Origin of the sequence: Nonomuraea fastidiosa, from assembly GCF_042751225.1 — a bacterium.
Taxonomy (GTDB): domain Bacteria; phylum Actinomycetota; class Actinomycetes; order Streptosporangiales; family Streptosporangiaceae; genus Nonomuraea; species Nonomuraea fastidiosa.
This window is the reverse complement of the sequence record NZ_CP170570.1, coordinates 1,793,386-1,809,315: the sequence shown is the minus strand read 5'-3', so window position 1 is coordinate 1,809,315 and position 15,930 is coordinate 1,793,386. Positions and strand designations below refer to the sequence as shown.

Annotated in this window: 15 protein-coding genes; 4 read left to right on the top strand and 11 right to left on the bottom strand. The window is 68.1% G+C overall.

All coding sequences use genetic code 11. The annotated features are described in order from the left end of the window. Positions 1-456: 456 nt before the first annotated feature. Positions 457-1,926: a histidine kinase N-terminal domain-containing protein gene (locus ACFMQL_RS08125; protein ID WP_364059434.1), complete on the top strand. Its 1,470-nt coding sequence runs from the start codon at positions 457-459 to the stop codon at positions 1,924-1,926. Between the two features lie 34 nt (positions 1,927-1,960). Here ACFMQL_RS08125 and ACFMQL_RS08120 read toward each other — a convergent pair whose 3' ends face one another. From ACFMQL_RS08120 to sodN, 5 genes are all read right to left on the bottom strand, one after another. After that, complete coding sequence (locus ACFMQL_RS08120; RefSeq protein ID WP_364059431.1) at positions 1,961-2,215, bottom strand: WhiB family transcriptional regulator; 255 nt, start codon at positions 2,213-2,215, stop codon at positions 1,961-1,963. 274 nt (positions 2,216-2,489) lie between these two features. After that, positions 2,490-3,452, bottom strand: a complete 963-nt coding sequence (locus tag ACFMQL_RS08115) for a diacylglycerol kinase family protein (RefSeq protein WP_364059428.1) — start codon at positions 3,450-3,452, stop codon at positions 2,490-2,492. A gap of 547 nt (positions 3,453-3,999) precedes the next feature. Continuing rightward, positions 4,000-4,779, bottom strand: a complete 780-nt coding sequence (locus ACFMQL_RS08110) for an RNA polymerase sigma factor SigF (protein WP_364059422.1) — start codon at positions 4,777-4,779, stop codon at positions 4,000-4,002. Positions 4,780-4,796: 17 nt separating this feature from the next. Continuing rightward, complete coding sequence (locus ACFMQL_RS08105) at positions 4,797-5,234, bottom strand: anti-sigma factor (protein ID WP_364059419.1); 438 nt, start codon at positions 5,232-5,234, stop codon at positions 4,797-4,799. 128 nt (positions 5,235-5,362) lie between these two features. Next, on the bottom strand, positions 5,363-5,764 hold the full coding sequence (gene sodN, locus ACFMQL_RS08100; RefSeq protein ID WP_364059416.1) for a superoxide dismutase, Ni: 402 nt from the start codon (positions 5,762-5,764) through the stop codon (positions 5,363-5,365). Between the two features lie 17 nt (positions 5,765-5,781). Between sodN and ACFMQL_RS08095 the strand changes: the two genes are divergently transcribed. Then, complete coding sequence (locus ACFMQL_RS08095; RefSeq protein ID WP_378785103.1) at positions 5,782-6,180, top strand: S24 family peptidase; 399 nt, start codon at positions 5,782-5,784, stop codon at positions 6,178-6,180. Here ACFMQL_RS08095 and ACFMQL_RS08090 read toward each other — a convergent pair. From ACFMQL_RS08090 to ACFMQL_RS08075, 4 genes are all read right to left on the bottom strand, one after another. Continuing rightward, positions 6,117-6,575: a CGNR zinc finger domain-containing protein gene (locus tag ACFMQL_RS08090; RefSeq protein ID WP_378785101.1), complete on the bottom strand. Its 459-nt coding sequence runs from the start codon at positions 6,573-6,575 to the stop codon at positions 6,117-6,119. The two genes, ACFMQL_RS08095 and ACFMQL_RS08090, sit on opposite strands and share 64 nt — an antisense overlap. A gap of 69 nt (positions 6,576-6,644) precedes the next feature. After that, positions 6,645-7,388 carry an amino acid ABC transporter ATP-binding protein gene (locus ACFMQL_RS08085; RefSeq protein WP_364059407.1) on the bottom strand — a complete coding sequence of 248 codons (744 nt, stop codon included), beginning with the start codon at positions 7,386-7,388 and terminating at the stop codon, positions 6,645-6,647. Beyond that, positions 7,385-8,212 carry an amino acid ABC transporter permease gene (locus tag ACFMQL_RS08080; RefSeq protein WP_364059405.1) on the bottom strand — a complete coding sequence of 276 codons (828 nt, stop codon included), beginning with the start codon at positions 8,210-8,212 and terminating at the stop codon, positions 7,385-7,387. The genes ACFMQL_RS08085 and ACFMQL_RS08080 overlap by 4 nt, the downstream gene beginning before the upstream one ends. Before the next feature lie 3 nt (positions 8,213-8,215). Further along, positions 8,216-9,073, bottom strand: coding sequence for an ABC transporter substrate-binding protein (locus ACFMQL_RS08075; protein ID WP_364059402.1), 858 nt, complete (start codon positions 9,071-9,073; stop codon positions 8,216-8,218). A gap of 363 nt (positions 9,074-9,436) precedes the next feature. Here ACFMQL_RS08075 and ACFMQL_RS08070 point away from each other — a divergent pair, with 363 nt between their 5' ends. Together ACFMQL_RS08070 and ACFMQL_RS08065 are read left to right on the top strand one after the other, a co-directional pair. Further along, positions 9,437-10,627: an NADP-dependent malic enzyme gene (locus ACFMQL_RS08070; protein WP_364059399.1), complete on the top strand. Its 1,191-nt coding sequence runs from the start codon at positions 9,437-9,439 to the stop codon at positions 10,625-10,627. Between the two features lie 261 nt (positions 10,628-10,888). Beyond that, positions 10,889-12,247 carry a hypothetical protein gene (locus tag ACFMQL_RS08065; RefSeq protein ID WP_364059396.1) on the top strand — a complete coding sequence of 453 codons (1,359 nt, stop codon included), beginning with the start codon at positions 10,889-10,891 and terminating at the stop codon, positions 12,245-12,247. A 60-nt stretch (positions 12,248-12,307) separates the two neighbouring features. Here the strand turns inward: ACFMQL_RS08065 and ACFMQL_RS08060 are convergent, their stop codons facing one another. Then, positions 12,308-13,792 carry a hypothetical protein gene (locus ACFMQL_RS08060; protein WP_364059393.1) on the bottom strand — a complete coding sequence of 495 codons (1,485 nt, stop codon included), beginning with the start codon at positions 13,790-13,792 and terminating at the stop codon, positions 12,308-12,310. Between the two features lie 233 nt (positions 13,793-14,025). Continuing rightward, the gene (locus ACFMQL_RS08055) at positions 14,026-15,519 is read right to left on the bottom strand and encodes a trypsin-like serine peptidase (protein ID WP_378785097.1); all 1,494 of its coding nucleotides are present in this window, start codon (positions 15,517-15,519) and stop codon (positions 14,026-14,028) included. Positions 15,520-15,930 lie beyond the last annotated feature (411 nt).

Here is a 15,930-nt window from a genome sequence, read left to right as displayed (position 1 = left end):
GGTCAACCGCGGGCCGCGGCGGCCGACCGGCGCCGGGCGCGTGCGGGTGTGGGCACGCGCGGATCCGGGCAGCTCAGGTTGATGGTGAAGAATATCCACAGCACCGTGCGCGATCGCAACCGAGGCGGCTTCGCGCGCCGTGTCGCATGGGGGCCGGGAGAACCTCGCGCTCGTGGGGATCACCTCCGGCTGGTCGCGTACCGGCGCGTTCTCGTGGGCTCGCGGCTTCGGCGGTATGACGCTTCTCACAATATGAGATTTCGTGATGAGTCCAGCGAAGTGGCCGGTGTCGTGTCCGTCTCACTGTACGAGTGAGCAGCCGTGCCACCGGTCCGCACGCCGGCCGTGCCGGAGGAAAGGGCGCAGCGCGCCCACCCGTCACCTCTGTAGTGAAACATGTCCGCCCGCCCGGGGGTCGGTTTGGTTGTTGCGGCCGAAAGCACGCATGATGCACTCGTGCCGACACTCAGCGACCTCGTAGCCCGCCACACCGCTCTCGACGAAGCGGATCTCGACTGGCTGCACTCGCTGGTCTCCGACTGGCAGCTGCTGGCCGACCTGTCGTTCGCCGACCTCATCCTGTGGGCGCCGCTGCTGGGGGAGAACGGCTGGATCGCCATCGCCCAGATGCGCCCGACCACGGGTCCCACGGTCTATCACGACGACATCGTGGGCACGGTCGCGGCGAAAGGCGAGCGCCGGCTCATCGACACGGCGTGGAACGAGCGGCGCATCTGCCGCGAGGGCGACCCCGACTGGTCCACGGGCGTGCCGGTCAGGGAGGAGACCATCCCCGTGCGCCGGGCGGTCGAGGGCGGCGAGGGCCGCTTCCTCGCGGTCATCCAGCGCTCGACGAACCTCTCCTCGGCCCGCACCCCGTCGCGCCTGGAGCTGACTTACCTGCAGAGCGCCTCCGACCTGGCGCAGATGGTGGCCGAGGGGCGCTTCCCGTTCTCGGAGGACGAGCCGATCCTGGTCCGCTCGCCGCGCGTGGGCGACGGCCTGCTCAGGCTCGACAGGGCGGGGCGCGTCACGTACGCATCGCCCAACGCGCTGTCGGCCTACCGCAGGCTCGGCCTGCACGCCGACCTGGTGGGCGCGGAGCTCGGCCGGGTCACGGCCCAGCTGTGCTACTCCGACGAGCCGATCAACGAAGACCTCATGGTCGTGGCCAGCGGTAAGGCGGCCAAGGAGACCGAGGTCGAGTCGGGCGGCACGATCGTCCAGCTCCGCGCGATCCCGCTGATCGTCGGCGGCGGCCGCATCGGCGCGCTCGTCCTCATCAGGGACGTCACCGAGCTGCGCAGGCGCGAGCGCGAGCTGATGACGAAGGACGCCACCATCCGCGAGATCCACCACCGGGTCAAGAACAACCTGCAGACCGTGGCCGCGCTGCTGCGGTTGCAGGCCAGGCGGCTGCAGGTGCCCGAGGGGCGCGAGGCGCTCGAAGAGGCCGTGCGCCGGGTCGGGTCGATCGCGATCGTTCACGAGACGCTGTCGCACGCTCCCGAGGAGTTCGTCGACTTCGACGAGATCGCCGACCGGGTGATCGCCATGGCGGGGGAGGTCTCGTCTCCCGAGGTGGCGGTCACGCCGCGCCGTGTAGGGGAGTTCGGCGTGCTGCCGTCGCTGATCGCGACCCCGCTGGCGATGGCGCTGACCGAGCTGTTGCAGAACGCGATGCAGCATGGGCGGCCCAAGCGGCTGGAGGTGATGGTCGAGTCCGCGGACGAGCGGCTGAACGTGACCGTCTGGGACGACGGCCGCGGGCTGCCCGACGGCTTCGATCTCGACAGCTCCACCAGCTTGGGGCTGCAGATCGTGCGCACGCTGGTGGAAGGGGAGCTGTCGGGGCGACTCGCCATCGAGCCGCGCCTTGAGGGCGGTACGGAGGTCGTGTTGTCGATCCCGCTTCCGCCCGGCTGACAGCGCCGTCGTAGGGTGGGGAAGGTGATCGGGGTCAGGCGGTGGCACGGGCGCGGGCGCGAGCGGTGCGGCGCTTGAGCGCGCGACGCTCGTCCTCGCTCATGCCGCCCCAGACGCCGGCGTCCTGGCCGGACTCCAGGGCCCACTTCAGGCAGGCGTCGATGGCCGAGCAGGAACGACAGACCTGCTTGGCCTCCTCGATCTGCAAGAGTGCCGGGCCGGTGTTGCCGATCGGGAAGAACAGCTCGGGGTCCACGTCACGGCAGGCAGCTCGGTGGCGCCAGTCCATGCGTCCACTCCTTAGTAGATGGAGCCTTCGGTCGGGCTCCGCGCGGCTACTACTTTGTGAAGAGTTTCACTAACTCGTGCGAACAATGACCCGGATCCTGTGGGGGATCGGGCTTGTCCGCCGTCCGCCGGAGGACCCTGGGGTTGTTAAAGGTCCTACGTTCGGACGTCATGCTTGAGCCTGTCAGCCACGCAGAGTGCACGCAAGGGGGTTGCAGGTAACTTTTGGCGGTTATGGGTGTCGGATGCGTCACACAATGACCGAATGTAACCGCCTAGACCAGAACTTGTAACGCGTTCGGTGTAGACCGGAACGTTACGGTCTCGCGTTCGCCCAGGTAGTCACCGTCCAGCTGGAAGGCCACGGGACGGTCCGCGGTGATCGTGAACTCGGCCTCGTCGTGGAGCTGGACGAGGTTCCGGCCCGACGGAAGTGCCTCACTCTCCGTGAGGATATGCCGGATCACCGGCGCGAGCGTCAGCGGGCCCATCTTGCGCAGGCCCAGAAGGTCGAGCCCGGTCTCGAAGCTCGCCCACGGGGTGGGGCGCACCGGGTGGCTGCCGACGTACGTCCACGGCGAGGTGTTGGAGATGATCGCCATGAACACCCCTCCGGCCGCCGGGATGCCGGGGCCGGTCACGGTCATCGCAGGATGCCGCTTGTCCGTGGCCAGATAGTGCCTCAGAGCCGTGTTCACATACCGGGCGGGGGTCGCTTTACGGCCGGTGCCTCTCAGGCCTTCTACGGCCCGTACAACCTCGGCGTCGTACCCCATGCCCGAGCAGAAGGTGAAGTAGCGGCTCTGGCCCTCCCAGAGGGCCTGCCCCAGGCCCACGGTCCTGCGCCGGCCGCGGCTGAGCGCTTCGAGCACCTGGCCCGTCGCCTCCACCGGGTCGTTGGGCAGGCCGAGCGCGCGGGCGAAGACGTTGGCGCTGCCGCCGGGGATGACGATCAGCCCGGGCCGGCCTGTGCTGGGGTCGCCGGGCGGCGGCGCCTCGCCGTTGACCGGGTTGAGCAGGCCGTTGACGGTCTCGTTGACCGTGCCGTCGCCGCCCAGCACCGCCACCAGGTCGTAGCCTTTGGCGCGGGCGGTGGCCGCCAGTGACGCCGCGTGGCCCCGGTAGAGGGTCTCCTCGACGGCGAGGTCCACGGCCGCCCCGAGCGCGCGGATGAGCACGTCGCGCGTGCGGGCGTTCGTCGTGGTGGCCTTGGGGTTGACCAGCAGCATGGCGCGCATAGCGCCAGCGTATCCGGTGAGCTTGTCCGGCTTATCAGCCGAAAGTCCCATTTCTCGGGGCGGCCGCCCTTGGAGGTAGGGTACGGACCGTGAACGGTCGCCCGCTTACCCTTCTCATCGCCGCCGCGATCGTCGCCGTCGAGGGTTTGATCGCGCTCGGGCTCGGCGTCTTCGTCGCGGTCGAGACACTGACCGGCCAGCCGGACGACACGACCACCGCCCTGGCGGAGGCGGCGTTCGGGTTCCTGGTCGGCGCCGGGCTGCTCTGGGTCGCCCTGGGCGGGCTGTTCCAGATGGAGAAGTGGGGGAGGTCGCCGGCGGTGCTGACCCAGATCTTCATGCTGCCGGTCTCCGTCACGCTGATGCAGTCGGGCCAGGCGCAGCTCGGTATCCCGCTGCTCGTGGTGGCCGTCGCCGGGATCGTGACGCTGCTCGCTCCCCCACCACCCACGCGCTCTACGGCGACGGATAGGCGCGCAGGACGGCGGCAAGGCGTGTTTTCCGCACGTCGCCCCCTTTCGCGGCGCGGGTGCGGAAAACCCGGGTGTCAGTCTTCGGCCGTCAGGCCCTCGCGGAGCTGGGCCAGGGTGCGGGCCAGCAGGCGAGAGACGTGCATCTGTGAGATGCCCAGCTCGGTGGCGATCTGCGACTGCGTCATGTTGCCGAAGAAACGCAGCAGCAGGATGCGCTTCTCGCGCGGCGGAAGCCGTTCGAGCAGCGGCTTGAGCGATTCGCGATATTCGACGCCCTCAAGCGACTCGTCCACGATGCCCAGCGAGTCGGAGACCGCGGGCGCGTCGTCGTCGCCGGAGTCGGGCGCGTCGAGCGAGACCGTGGAGTAGGCGTTGGCGGACTCGAGCCCTTCGAGCACCTCCTCCTCGGTCATCTTGAGGTAGGAGGCGAGCTCTGCCACCGTCGGGGCACGCCCCTCGCGCTGCGACAGGTCGCTGATCGCCTTGGTCAGCGAGAGCTTCAGCTCCTGAAGCCTGCGCGGCACGCGAACCGCCCAGCCCTTGTCCCGGAAGTGCCGCTTGATCTCGCCGACGATGGTGGGCGTGGCGTAGGTGGAGAACTCCACGCCGCGGTTGAGGTCGAACCGGTCGATGGACTTGATCAGACCGATGGTCGCGACCTGGGTGAGGTCGTCGAGCCACTCGCCCCGGTTGCGGAAACGGCGCGCCAGATATTCGACCAGGGGAAGGTGAAGCTCGACCAGCTCATCCCTGATGCGCTGGCGGCGCGGCTCGTCGGGGCCCAGCTCGGCCAGCTCGGCGAAGAGCATGCGAGCACGCACCCGGTCGGGCACGGCGTGTTCGCTGGTGGCCATGGCTCCAGTCCTTTCCGTCACGCCGGCCCCGCCGCATTCTGGGCCGCGCCTCGGCGCTTACGCAGGACGATCGCCATGCGATCGGGGGAGTCGGTCACCGCGTCGACGTCGTCGGCCAGAGCGGTCAGGACCATCCAGGCGAAGTCGTCGCGTTTGGGCGCGGAGCTGCCGACCGTGGTCACCTCCACTCTGACCTGCATCTCCTGCCCCGTCAGCTCGAACTCGGCGGTGAGGTCCGTGCCCGGCACCGCCTCGCTCAGCAACATCGCGCAGGCCTCGTCGACGGCGATGCGAAGGTCCTCGATCTCGTCCAGGGTGAAGTCAAGCCGCGCAGCCAGGCCGGCGGTAGCCGTACGCAGCACAGACAGGTAGGCACTCGCCGCGGGAAGCCTGATGCTCACCACATCGCGGATGCCGGCCACGCCCTCCGCGCGCGTCTCGGTTTCCTCGGTCACGTTCCTCCTCGCGAATCCGACGCTGACTGCAACTTACCGCCCCTGAGCGGTGCTTGGACGATTCAGACTCGCCATCAACGGAAAAGGCTCTGTGCGGTACGTAACCGCACAGAGCCTTATGTGCCGTTTTAGGCGGCCTTGGTCTCCCAGAAGATCTTGGAGATCTCGTCGATCTTGCCCAGCAGCTCCTCGGCCTTCGACACGTCGACCGTGCCCTTGGCACCGGCCGCGCCGGCCAGCTTCGTGGCGTCCCAGAAGAGCTGGTGCAGCTGCGGGTACTGCTCCAGGTGCGGCGGCTTGAAGTAGTCGGTCCAGAGCACCCAGAGGTGGTGCTTGACCAGCTCGGCGCGCTCCTCCTTGATCTTGATGGCGCGGGCGCGGAAGACCGGGTCCTCGTTGGCCGCGTACTTCTCCATGATCGCCTTGACCGACTCGGCCTCGATGCGGGCCTGGGCGGGGTCATAGACACCGCAGGGCAGGTCGCAGTGTGCGGATGCGACATGCCTCGGTCGTAGCAGTCGTGCGAGCATCAGAAAGTCCTTCCTGGATGCTGAATCAGCTTGGTCCACAACCGACCTTACTCGGGTCCCGACGCCTGCGGAGTAGGGGGTCACAGCCGATGAGAGTGCGTGTCGAAGGGGATTCGATGCGGCCGGCGCTGCTGCCGGGCGACTGGCTGCTCGTACGCAGGGGCGCCGCCGTACGGCCCGGCGACCTCGTCGTCGCGCGCATGCCCGGTGACGGCAGGCTGATCGTGAAGCGCGCCCAGTGGCACTCCGACGAGGGCTGGTGGCTGGAGAGCGACAACCAGCGGGCCAGCGGGCGCCGCGACAGCTGGGACTTCGGGCCCGTGCGCGACATCGTGGGCCGGGTGGTGCTGCGCTACTGGCCGCTGACGCGCGGGCCGCTCGTCGGCAGGACGCCCTCGCGGCGGCGGGCGCGGTAGGCGGCCACGTTGGCGCGGCTGGCGCAGCGGGCCGAGCAGTAGCGGCGCGAGCGGTTGGACGAGGTGTCGAGGAACGCGCGGCCGCAGCGCGCGTCCTGGCAGCGCCCCAGGCGGTCCACGCCCAGCTCCGCCACCACCGCGGCCAGTCCCATCACCGCCGTCGCCGCGGGATCCTCGGCCAGGTGCAGATGCCAGCCCGAGCCGTCGTGGTCCGTGAGCTGCGGGCGTACGGGATAGCGCTCGAGCAGGGCGTTGAGCCGCGCCGCCACCGCGCGCTCGTCACCGGCGGCGTCGAACACGGCGGCCAGCTCATCGCGCAGCCGCCGCAGCTCGGCCGGCGGCGCGAGGTCGTTGACCAGCCGGACCGCCCACTCCGCGTAAGAGGTCAGGTCCATGCCGGTGTATTACACCAGAAGGGCGGGGACGCCGCTCGCGTCCCCGCCCTCCCGATCGCGGAGAACCGATCAGTCCTCCGGGTGCAGCACGCGGTGCAGGAACGTCCGCGTACGCTCGTGCTGCGGATCGCCGATGACCTGGGACGAAGGGCCGTCCTCGACGATCACACCGCCGTCCATGAACACCACGCGGTCGGCCACCTGGCGGGCGAAGCCCATCTCGTGGGTGACCACCATCATCGTCATGCCCTCCTCCGCCAGCTTGCGCATGACGGTGAGCACATCGCCGACCAGCTCGGGGTCGAGCGCCGACGTCGGCTCGTCGAAGAGCATGAGGTCGGGGTTCATGGCCAGGGCCCTGGCGATGGCCACCCGCTGCTGCTGGCCGCCGGAGAGCTGGCCGGGCAGCGCGTCGCACTTGGCGCCGACGCCCACCTTCTCCAGGTTCTCCCTGGCGACGGCCTCGGCTTCCTTCTTGCTCCGCTTCAGCACCCGCCGCTGGGCGATCATGACGTTCTCCAGCACGGTCATGTGCGGGAACAGGTTGAACTGCTGGAAGACCATGCCGATGCGGCGGCGTACGGCGTCGATGTCCACGTCGGGGTCGGTCACCTCGACGCCCTCGACGAACACCTTGCCCCTGGTGGGCGTCTCCAGCAGGTTCACGCAGCGCAGCAACGTGGACTTGCCGGAGCCCGACGGCCCGATCACGCAGACCACCTGGCCGGGGTCGACGGTCATGTCGATCCCCTTGAGCACCTCGTTCTTGCCGAAGTGCTTGTGCAGGTCGCGCAGTTCGATGGCGTGCGTCATCGCGTCCCTCCCTTACGTCCCTCAAGCCGGGACGCGAGGTAGCCCAGCGGGATGGTGACGATCAGGTACGTCACGCCGGCGACCATGATGGGCGTGGCGTTGGCGAACTGGGACGCCAGGTCGTTGCCGAACTTGGCGAGCTCGACGTACTCGCCGGAGACGCCGAGGAACAGCACCAGCGACGAGTCCTTCAGCAGGGCCACGAACTGGTTCGTGGTGGGCGGGATGACCATCCTGACCGCCTGCGGGATCACCACCGTGAGCTGCGCCCTGAAGGCGGACATGCCGAGCGAGCGCGCGGCCTCGATCTGCCCCTTGGGCACGGCCTGCAGGCCCGCGCGGAACACCTCCGCCTGATAGGCCGAGCCCACCAGCCCGAGGCCCAGGATGCCCTGACCGTACGTGCCGAACGGCACCTCGAAGCCGGGCAGCGCCAGCGGCAGGAATGTGATCAACAGGAAGATCAGCAGGGCCGGCAGGCCGCGGAAGATCTCGATGTAGAGGATCGCGATCCACCGGTACGGCAGCACCTGCGACAGCCGCATCAGCGCCAGCACCAGGCCGAGCACGAACGAGAAGACGAACCCGCCGACCGCGTAGATGATCGTGTTGCGCAGCGCGATGGTGAACAGGTCCGGCAGGGCCTCGCGCGCCACCTCGCCCTTGGCGAAGTTCTGGGCGAGGCTGCCCCAGTCGGCGTACAGGATCACGCCGACCAGCAGGACGGCCAGGATGGCGTACTGGATGCCCCGGCTGATCTGCTGCTTCTTGCGGGGGCTGAGCCTGGCGCGGGCAGGCTCAGCCGTCTTGGGCTGTTCGGCCATGGATCAGCCCAGCTCGCCGGGCTTCTTGCCGAACCACTTCACGTAGATCTTTTCGTAGGTGCCGTCCTGCTTGGCCTTGGCGATCTCCTCGTTGATCGTCTTGAGCAGCACCGGGTCGGCGTTCTTCTTCAGGCCGATGCCGTACTGTTCGCCGGTGTCGAGGCTGGCGATCATCTCGAACTTCTCCGCGATGTCGGGCTTCTTCAGCCAGGTGAGCACGACGGGCAGGTCCTGGACGATCACGTCGGCCTGCCCGGCCTGCAGCGCGAGCAGCTCCTTGGCGGAGTCGGCGTACTCGGTCGGGTCGAAGCCCTGCTTCTTGACGTAGTCGAGGCCGGTGGTGCTGGCCTGCGCGCCGAGCTTGAGCCCCTTGGCCTTGACGTCCTCAAGGGACTTGGCCCCGGTGCCCTTCTTGGCCAGCAGGGCCTGCGTGGCGTCGAAGTAGGGGTCGGAGAAGTCGATGTTCTGCTGCCGCTCGGGCGTGATGGTCATGCCGGCGGCGGCGACGTCGCACTTGCCGGCGGCCATGGCGGCGCCGCTCTTGATCACCGCGAAGTCGATGTCGACGATGTTCTGCTCGACACCGAGCTTCTTGGCGGCCAGGTCGACGATGTCCACGTCGAACCCGACGATCTTGCCGCTCTCGTCCTTGAACTGGAACGGCTCGTACGGAATGTTCGTGCAGACGGTGAGCTTGCCTGGCTGCACCAGCTTGACGCCGGCTGCCGCGCCGGAGGCGCTCGCGCTGGTGGTGCCGGAGCTCGAGCCGCTCTCGCCGCCGCACGCGGTCAGCGTGAGAGCGGCGGTCAGGGCGAGCACGCCGGCGGCGTAGCCGCGGCGGCCCTTCGGGCTGAGGGCCATGTACGGCCTCCTCGGGAAGTCAAGTGCCATGAAGTGCGTTTTGTGCAGTTTAAATGGGGTTTTGTCCGTAACTGTCATCGGGCGTTTAACGATGCGTCAACGGAACGGCGTCGGCGGTGACACCGGACGGCCCGGAACAGCGGCGGGCACGGGGAAACGGCACGTGACCGGCCCTCGGGCCGCCGTGGCTCCGCGGAAACGACATCGATCACCATCTCACGATGTGGCAGTATGGGGACACGGGTGACCCCCGAACCCCCTCAACGAGACGTTCGGCGAGGGGACTCTGGCAGCTACCGAAGCCAGCCCGCTCGCGCTCGTCCGCAGAAGGTTTCTCCGCTACCAATCACTACAGGGGTCGCTGTGGCTGCCACGCCCGCTTCAGATTCCACTTCATCGCTCGACGACGATCCGGCCTTCGCGCTGCACCGCGGCGGAAAGATCGAGATCCGCTCCACCGTGCCCGTCCGCGACGCCGCCGACCTGTCGCTCGCCTACACGCCCGGCGTCGCCAGGGTCTGCTCCGGCATCGCCGACGATCCCGCGCTCGCCGCCGACTACACCTGGGTCTCCCGGGTGGTCGCGGTGATCTCCGACGGCACCGCCGTGCTCGGGCTCGGCGACATCGGCCCGTCGGCCGCCATGCCGGTCATGGAGGGCAAGGCGCTGCTGTTCAAGGAGTTCGGCGGCGTCGACGCGGTGCCGCTCTGCCTCGACTGCACCGACGTCGACGCGCTGGTCGAGACCGTCGTACGCCTCGCGCCCTCGTTCGGCGGCATCAACCTCGAGGACATCGGCGCGCCGCGCTGCTTCGAGATCGAGCGGCGGCTGCGCGACGCGCTCGACATCCCCGTCTTCCACGACGACCAGCACGGCACCGCCATCGTCGTGCTCGCCGCGCTGAAGAACGCCGCCCGGCTGACCGGCCGCGCGCTCGGCGACCTGCGCGCCGTCGTGGCGGGAGCCGGGGCGTCCGGCGTCGCCGTCACCCGCATCCTGCTGGAGGCCGGCATCGGCGACATCGCGGTGGCCGACTCCAAGGGCATGATCTACGAGGGCCGCGACGGGCTCAACCCGGTCAAGCAGGCGCTCGCCCGCGACACCAACAAGGCCGGGCACACCGGCTCGACGGAGGAGGCGCTGGCCGGGGCTGACGTGTTCGTGGGGCTGTCCGGCTCCACGGTCCCCGAGCGGGCGATCGCCTCCATGGCGGAGAACGCCATCGTGTTCGCGCTGTCCAACCCGACGCCCGAGGTGCACCCCGATGTGGCCGCGAGGCACGCCACCGTGGTCGCCACCGGCCGCTCCGACTTCCCCAACCAGATCAACAACGTGCTCGCCTTCCCCGGCGTCTTCAGGGGCGCGCTCGACGTGCGCGCCACGGCGATCACCGAGAACATGAAGGTGGCCGCCGCCGACGCGCTCGCCGAGGTGGTGGGCGACGAGGTGTCGGCGACGTACGTCATCCCGAGCCCGTTCGACGAGCGGGTCGCGCCCGCCGTCACCGCCGCGGTGGCCGCGCAGGCCAGAGCCGACGGCGTCGCGCGCCTCTGACCTGCGCGGCGTTCATGCGTCCGCGACCACGGGGCGGGCGAGGGCTTTCCGCTCTCGCCCGCCCTTTCCGATCTTCTCGTACGCGCCGATTGCCCGCCCGTTTCACGGGTAGCTGCGTTCCCCGTCCAGGAGCGTGGCCGGCGCCGGGTGCGGACGGAATTTGGGGTGACCTTGGCGAACCGTCACGGATCTTTTACTCAAGGTGATATAACAGTAGCTCTCTGTAAGGATGTGGGCGCCGACTCCTTGACGAGGAGAGCGATGGAACGCGAGCCGAACCGACTGCTGCAGCAGCTCATCGCAGAGGCGGGCTTCTCCCACAAGGGACTGGCCAGGCGTCTCAACGATCTCGGAGCCGCCCGTGGCACCCCGGGCCTCAAGTACGACCACAGCTCCGTGCTGCGCTGGATCGGCGGACAACGGCCGCGCGATCCGGTTCCCGCCCTGCTCAGCGAGATCTTCGCGCTGCGGCTGGGCCGGCCGATCACCTCTGAGGATCTCGGCATGCCGGCCACCATCACACCCCTCGATCTCGGACAGCAGTTCACGCACACGTGGCAGGAGGGGGTCGCGACCGTGACGGCACTGTGGCGGGCCGATGTGGAGAGACGGAGGTTCCTGATCGACTCGACGTTCGCGATAGGAGCCGGCTCCGTCGGAGCCGTACGCTGGCTGACGTCTCCACAAGAAGGACGCTTGAGCGGCACAGGGACGCGGCGGGTAGGCCGCGCCGACATCGCCGCCATCCACGAGGTCACTCGATCGTTCAGTGAGCTCGACAACCGATTCGGCAGCGGCAGGGTCCGCTCGTCCGTCATCAAATATCTCGACACCGCCGTCTCGCCTTTGCTGAAGGACGGCGCCTACGACGAGGCCACCGGCCGCCGCCTCGCCTCCGCCGCGGCGGAGCTGACCAGGCTGGCCGGATGGATGGCCTACGACATGGAGCAGCACGGTCTCGCCCAGCGCTACCTCATCCAGGCCCTGCGCCTGGCCAGGGGCGCCGACGACCAGACCCTGGGCGGCGAAATCCTGGCCGGGATGGCCCACCAGGCCATCTACATGGGCCAGCCGGCACACGCGCTCGACCTGGCCAGGGCCTCCCAGCTCGCGGCCCGCAAGGCCGGCGTGCAGACGCTCCTCGCATCCGCCCACGTCCTCGAGGCGCACGCGCACGCCGGCCTGGGCGACGCCCGCGCCTGCGGCGCCTCGCTCAACGAGGCCGAACGCGCCTTCGAGGCCAGAAAGCCCGATGACGAGCCCACCTGGCTCGGCTACTTCGACGAGGCATACCTGTCCGCCAAGTTCGCCCACTGCTTCCGTGACCTCGGTGAGGGCGAGCGCGTCGTACGCCAGGCGCGGCGCTCCCTCGACATGGACGGCCGCTACGTGCGGGGGCGGATGTTCAATCTGTCCCTGCTCGCGGCGGGCCTGCTGCAGTGCGGTGAGCTCGAGGAGGCGTGCTCGGCCGCGGCCGAGGCGCTGGCGCTGGCGGGGGAGCTGCAGTCGGCGAGGTCCCGGTCGTACGCGGCCGACCTGCGGCGGCGGCTCGAACCGTACAAGAACGAGCGGCCGGTGCTGGCGCTGCGGGAGCGCACCCGCGAGCTGACGGCCGTCTGAGCGCGCGAACGGCCAGCACCCTGACGCGTCGCCGGGGTGCTGGCCGTCAGCGGGCGGTGCTTACTGCAGCAGCTCGCCCTTGGGGGTCACGATGGCCCCGGTGTCCTTGTACTGGGCCTTGTTGTAGACGTCGGCGACCTCGCCGTCGAAGATGGCCGAGCTGATGTGGTCGATCCGGCCGTTGCCGTCGTTGTCGGCGAACACGCTGGTCACGCCGTTGACGTAGCCGGTGCGCTTGCTGTTGTTGTACTTGAGGAGCCAGGGGCCGCCGTCGGCGCCGCCGGTCATCGTGCACTTCAGCATCTGGTGCGTCTCGACCTTGAAGGTGTTGACCTGCACGCTCTTGGTGTAGGTCTTGCCGGCGCACCACTTCGGCGTCACGCCGGTGAACGGCTTGTCGCCGTCCGGGTGCGGGGCGCTCGGGTAGCCGAAGGCCGTCACCTGCTGGCCGAGCGGCTGGTTCCAGGCCACACCCTGGCCGCCGACCACGTCGCCGAGCGCGCCGAGGTCCTTGGCGATGCCGACGATCCACTGCGCGCGGTAGTACTTGCGGCCGCTGTCGGGCTTGACCCACTTCTGCGTGTAGTAGTGGGTGATGGTGTAGTTGCCGAGCTTGTCCTTGCCCTTGGTGCCGGGGCCCTTGTAGGCGGCGTACTCGCGGGCGGTGACCTGCTCGGTCACGGGCGTGCCGAACTTGTAACCCTGGCCCTTGCCGACGCGGGCGCGGTCGTAGACGGCCTTGGAGACCTCGACCCGCTCGACCACGGCGTCCGGGTGGTCAGGACCGACGAGGCTCGGCGCCCCGTGACCCTGCGTCCAGCACTCGCCGAAGTTGAGCTTGCACTTGATGTACTCCTGCGGGCTGATCTCGCGGGCCTTCACCCACTTGTCGCCCAGCCAGGCGTCGAACTCCTTGCGGGAGACCTCGCGCTCGGGGGCGAGGGCGAAGCCGTTGTGGACCGCGACGAACGCGAAGTCGCCGTCGTAGTCGTCGTAGGTGTCGAGGTCGTAGGCGGTGTAGGCGTACGCGCCGACGTACACGCCCCAGGGGGCCTTGCCCTGGTAGTAGCCGGGGACGAACACCCACTTGTCGAAGACGTCGTCCTTGCCGTGCTCGAACACGCAGTGACCGGCGGTCGCGACCAGGTTGCGGTTCCTGGACTGGATCGCGGTGGCGGAGCACCAGCGGTACCGGCCCTTCTCGTCAAGGAAGAAGACCTTGCCGATGGTCTTGGGCAGGTTGACGTTCTTGCTGGTGGTGGCCTTGGTGTTGGTGGTGGGGCCGGTCATGCCGGGCTTGCCGCTCGGCGCGGACTTGCTTCCGGTGGAGACGAGCTTGGGCGCAGCCTTGGTGTCCAAGGTGTACTGCGTCGCCTTGCGGAGGGCGGCCCCGTTGGCGTCGAGCCAGAAGTAGGCGGCTCCGTACGCGTCGGCTGGTTTCGGCGTCAGGGGATCGGAAGCCCAGTGCGGCTGGGCGGTGGCGGGTGCTGCCAGAACTGCGGCGCTGAGGCCGGCGCTAACTAGGGGGATGAGCAGGCGCTTCAACGGAGGCTCCACTGTTGTCAAAAAGGGCGTAAAGACCCTATCGACTCACAGGTCACTCTGGTATGCGAATTGCTCACAAATTCCTCACGAAAGGCCGAAAGGCCCGGCTAGCTGCCGAGCCCTTCGGGGTGCGCCGTCTCCGATCAGGAACGTTCGCTGATCACGAAGCCGCGTCTTACGGAACGAGCTTGCCGGACCACGAGTTCGCGGCGGCCTGGTAGACCACGTTGGTCTCACCGTCGAAGTAAGGCGAGGTGATCGTGTCGTAGCGGTCGTTCTTGTCGAGGTCGACGAAGAGGCTGGTGACACCGTTGACGTAGCCGAGACGCTTGGCGTTGCTGTAGTTGTACAGCCACGGACCACCGTCGTAGCCCGCCGTCACGGCGCACTTGAAGGACAGCTGCTCCTCGACCTTGCGGGATTCGATGATCAGCTTCTTGTGCGAGGTCTTGCCGTAGCACCACTTCGGCGTGACGCCGGTGTACGGCTTGTTGCCGTCCGGGTGCAGGCCCTGCGGGTAACCGAAGGTCCGGACGTTCTTGCCCTGGCTGGTTCCACGCGAAGCCCTGACCGCCGACGTTGTCGCCGAGGCGGCCACCGCTCTTCAGGCCACTGACGACGATGTAGAAGTCCTTGCGGACCCAGCCCCGCTCAGTGCCCTTCTTCACCCAGTGCTGCACGAAGTAGTGGGTGATGGTGGAGTTGCCGCGCTGGTCGAGCTTGACCGTGCCCGGGAACTTCTCGTTGGGAACGGCCGGCTTGTTGTTCTTCGGGTCCCAGCCCTGGCCCTTGAGGTACTCGATGGCCTCGTTGTACGTGACCTGCTCGACCTCCGGCTCGCCGTACTTGCGACCCTGGCCCTGGCCGGTCTTGGCACGGAAGTACTCCTGGGCCGTGACCTCGCGCTTGGTCAGCTCGGCACCCGGGTAGTCGGGGCCGACCTTCTCGTCGGGCACAGCGCCCTTGAGGTAGTACACGTCCTTGTTGTGCGGGTCCAGACGCTTGCGAGCCTCTTCCCGGGAAACAGGGACTTCCTTGACGAACTTCTCGCCGCGGTACTTCTTGAACTCGTCCCAGTACACCTTCTTCGGCTCCTTGACGGAGCCCTTGAGGGCGTCGTACACCGTGACGAAGGCGTAGTCGCGGTCGAAGTCCTCGTAGACCTCGAAGTCGTAGTGGGTGAAGGCCTGCTTGCCCACGTACAGACCCCACGGGGTCTTGCCCTGGTAGTAACCGGGGACGAACACCCAGCGGGAGACGACTTCCTTGTTCGAAACCACGTCGTAGACGCAGTGCCCGGCCGTGGCGACCAGGTTGCGGTACTTCGACTGGATCGAGGTGCCGGAGCACCAGTAGAGCTTGCCGTCGTGGCCCTCGAAGAAGACCTTACCGATGGTCTTCGGCAGGTTGACGTTCTGAACCTTGACGGACGCCTTCTTCTCGCCGCCGATCGGCGCGGTCATGCCCGGCTTGGTGTCGGCCGTATAGCCGCCACCGGAGACGGTCTTCTTGACCTCGAGCGAGTCGGGGCTGAAGGCCACGGCCTTCTTCAGGGCCGCGTTGTTCGACTTGGTCCAGAACTCGACGATCTCCTGGGCCGCGGCGACGTTCTTCGCCAGGTCGGCGTTGGCGACCTTCGAGTCGGCCTGCGCGGTAGTGGACAGGCCGGCGGCGAGGAGGCCGGTGGCCAGTACGGCACCACCAGCCGGGAGGAGGATGCGCTTCACAGTAACTCCTTGCGCTGTCGTGGGACGCCTTTTGCGTCCCATGCGTCAGTAAAGGGATGCGAGGAACATACAGTCTCGATCTTGAGCTCCGGTAGAAGCTTTGAGATGAAAAAGCGCGACATGCCGGGCGTAATCGATCTGTGATGTTTAAAAGGCGTAAACGCGCGGAGTTAACCGGTGGTGATCGCCGGCCCGTCTTGGCTGATCAACATAAAGAAGGTGTCAGTGTGACGTCCGGAGGGTGATGGGACGCCCCGAATCGGGGCGAAATGTCAAGTGTGATGCAGATCACACAGGTTTGGTGGCACCGTATCGGGCTCCCGTACGTCCAAGGAACCCACAAAATCAGGCGAAACCGGGCGGGGTTCGTTCGGGGGTCGAGCGGAGAGCGCGGTCCGGGAACAGCAAAAG

Bases quoted from the DNA above. Each gene is read 5' to 3' on its own strand.
- ACFMQL_RS08090 (WP_378785101.1), bottom strand. From the start codon at position 6,575: ATGGACCTGACCTCTTACGCGGAGTGGGCGGTCCGGCTGGTCAACGAC.
- sodN (WP_364059416.1), bottom strand. From the start codon at position 5,764: ATGCTCGCACGACTGCTACGACCGAGGCATGTCGCATCCGCACACTGC.
- ACFMQL_RS08085 (WP_364059407.1), bottom strand. From the start codon at position 7,388: ATGACGCACGCCATCGAACTGCGCGACCTGCACAAGCACTTCGGCAAG.
- ACFMQL_RS08075 (WP_364059402.1), bottom strand. From the start codon at position 9,073: ATGGCCCTCAGCCCGAAGGGCCGCCGCGGCTACGCCGCCGGCGTGCTC.
- ACFMQL_RS08095 (WP_378785103.1), top strand. From the start codon at position 5,782: ATGCTGAATCAGCTTGGTCCACAACCGACCTTACTCGGGTCCCGACGC.
- ACFMQL_RS08080 (WP_364059405.1), bottom strand. From the start codon at position 8,212: ATGGCCGAACAGCCCAAGACGGCTGAGCCTGCCCGCGCCAGGCTCAGC.
- ACFMQL_RS08110 (WP_364059422.1), bottom strand. From the start codon at position 4,779: ATGGCCACCAGCGAACACGCCGTGCCCGACCGGGTGCGTGCTCGCATG.
- ACFMQL_RS08120 (WP_364059431.1), bottom strand. From the start codon at position 2,215: ATGGACTGGCGCCACCGAGCTGCCTGCCGTGACGTGGACCCCGAGCTG.
- ACFMQL_RS08115 (WP_364059428.1), bottom strand. From the start codon at position 3,452: ATGCGCGCCATGCTGCTGGTCAACCCCAAGGCCACCACGACGAACGCC.
- ACFMQL_RS08065 (WP_364059396.1), top strand. From the start codon at position 10,889: ATGGAACGCGAGCCGAACCGACTGCTGCAGCAGCTCATCGCAGAGGCG.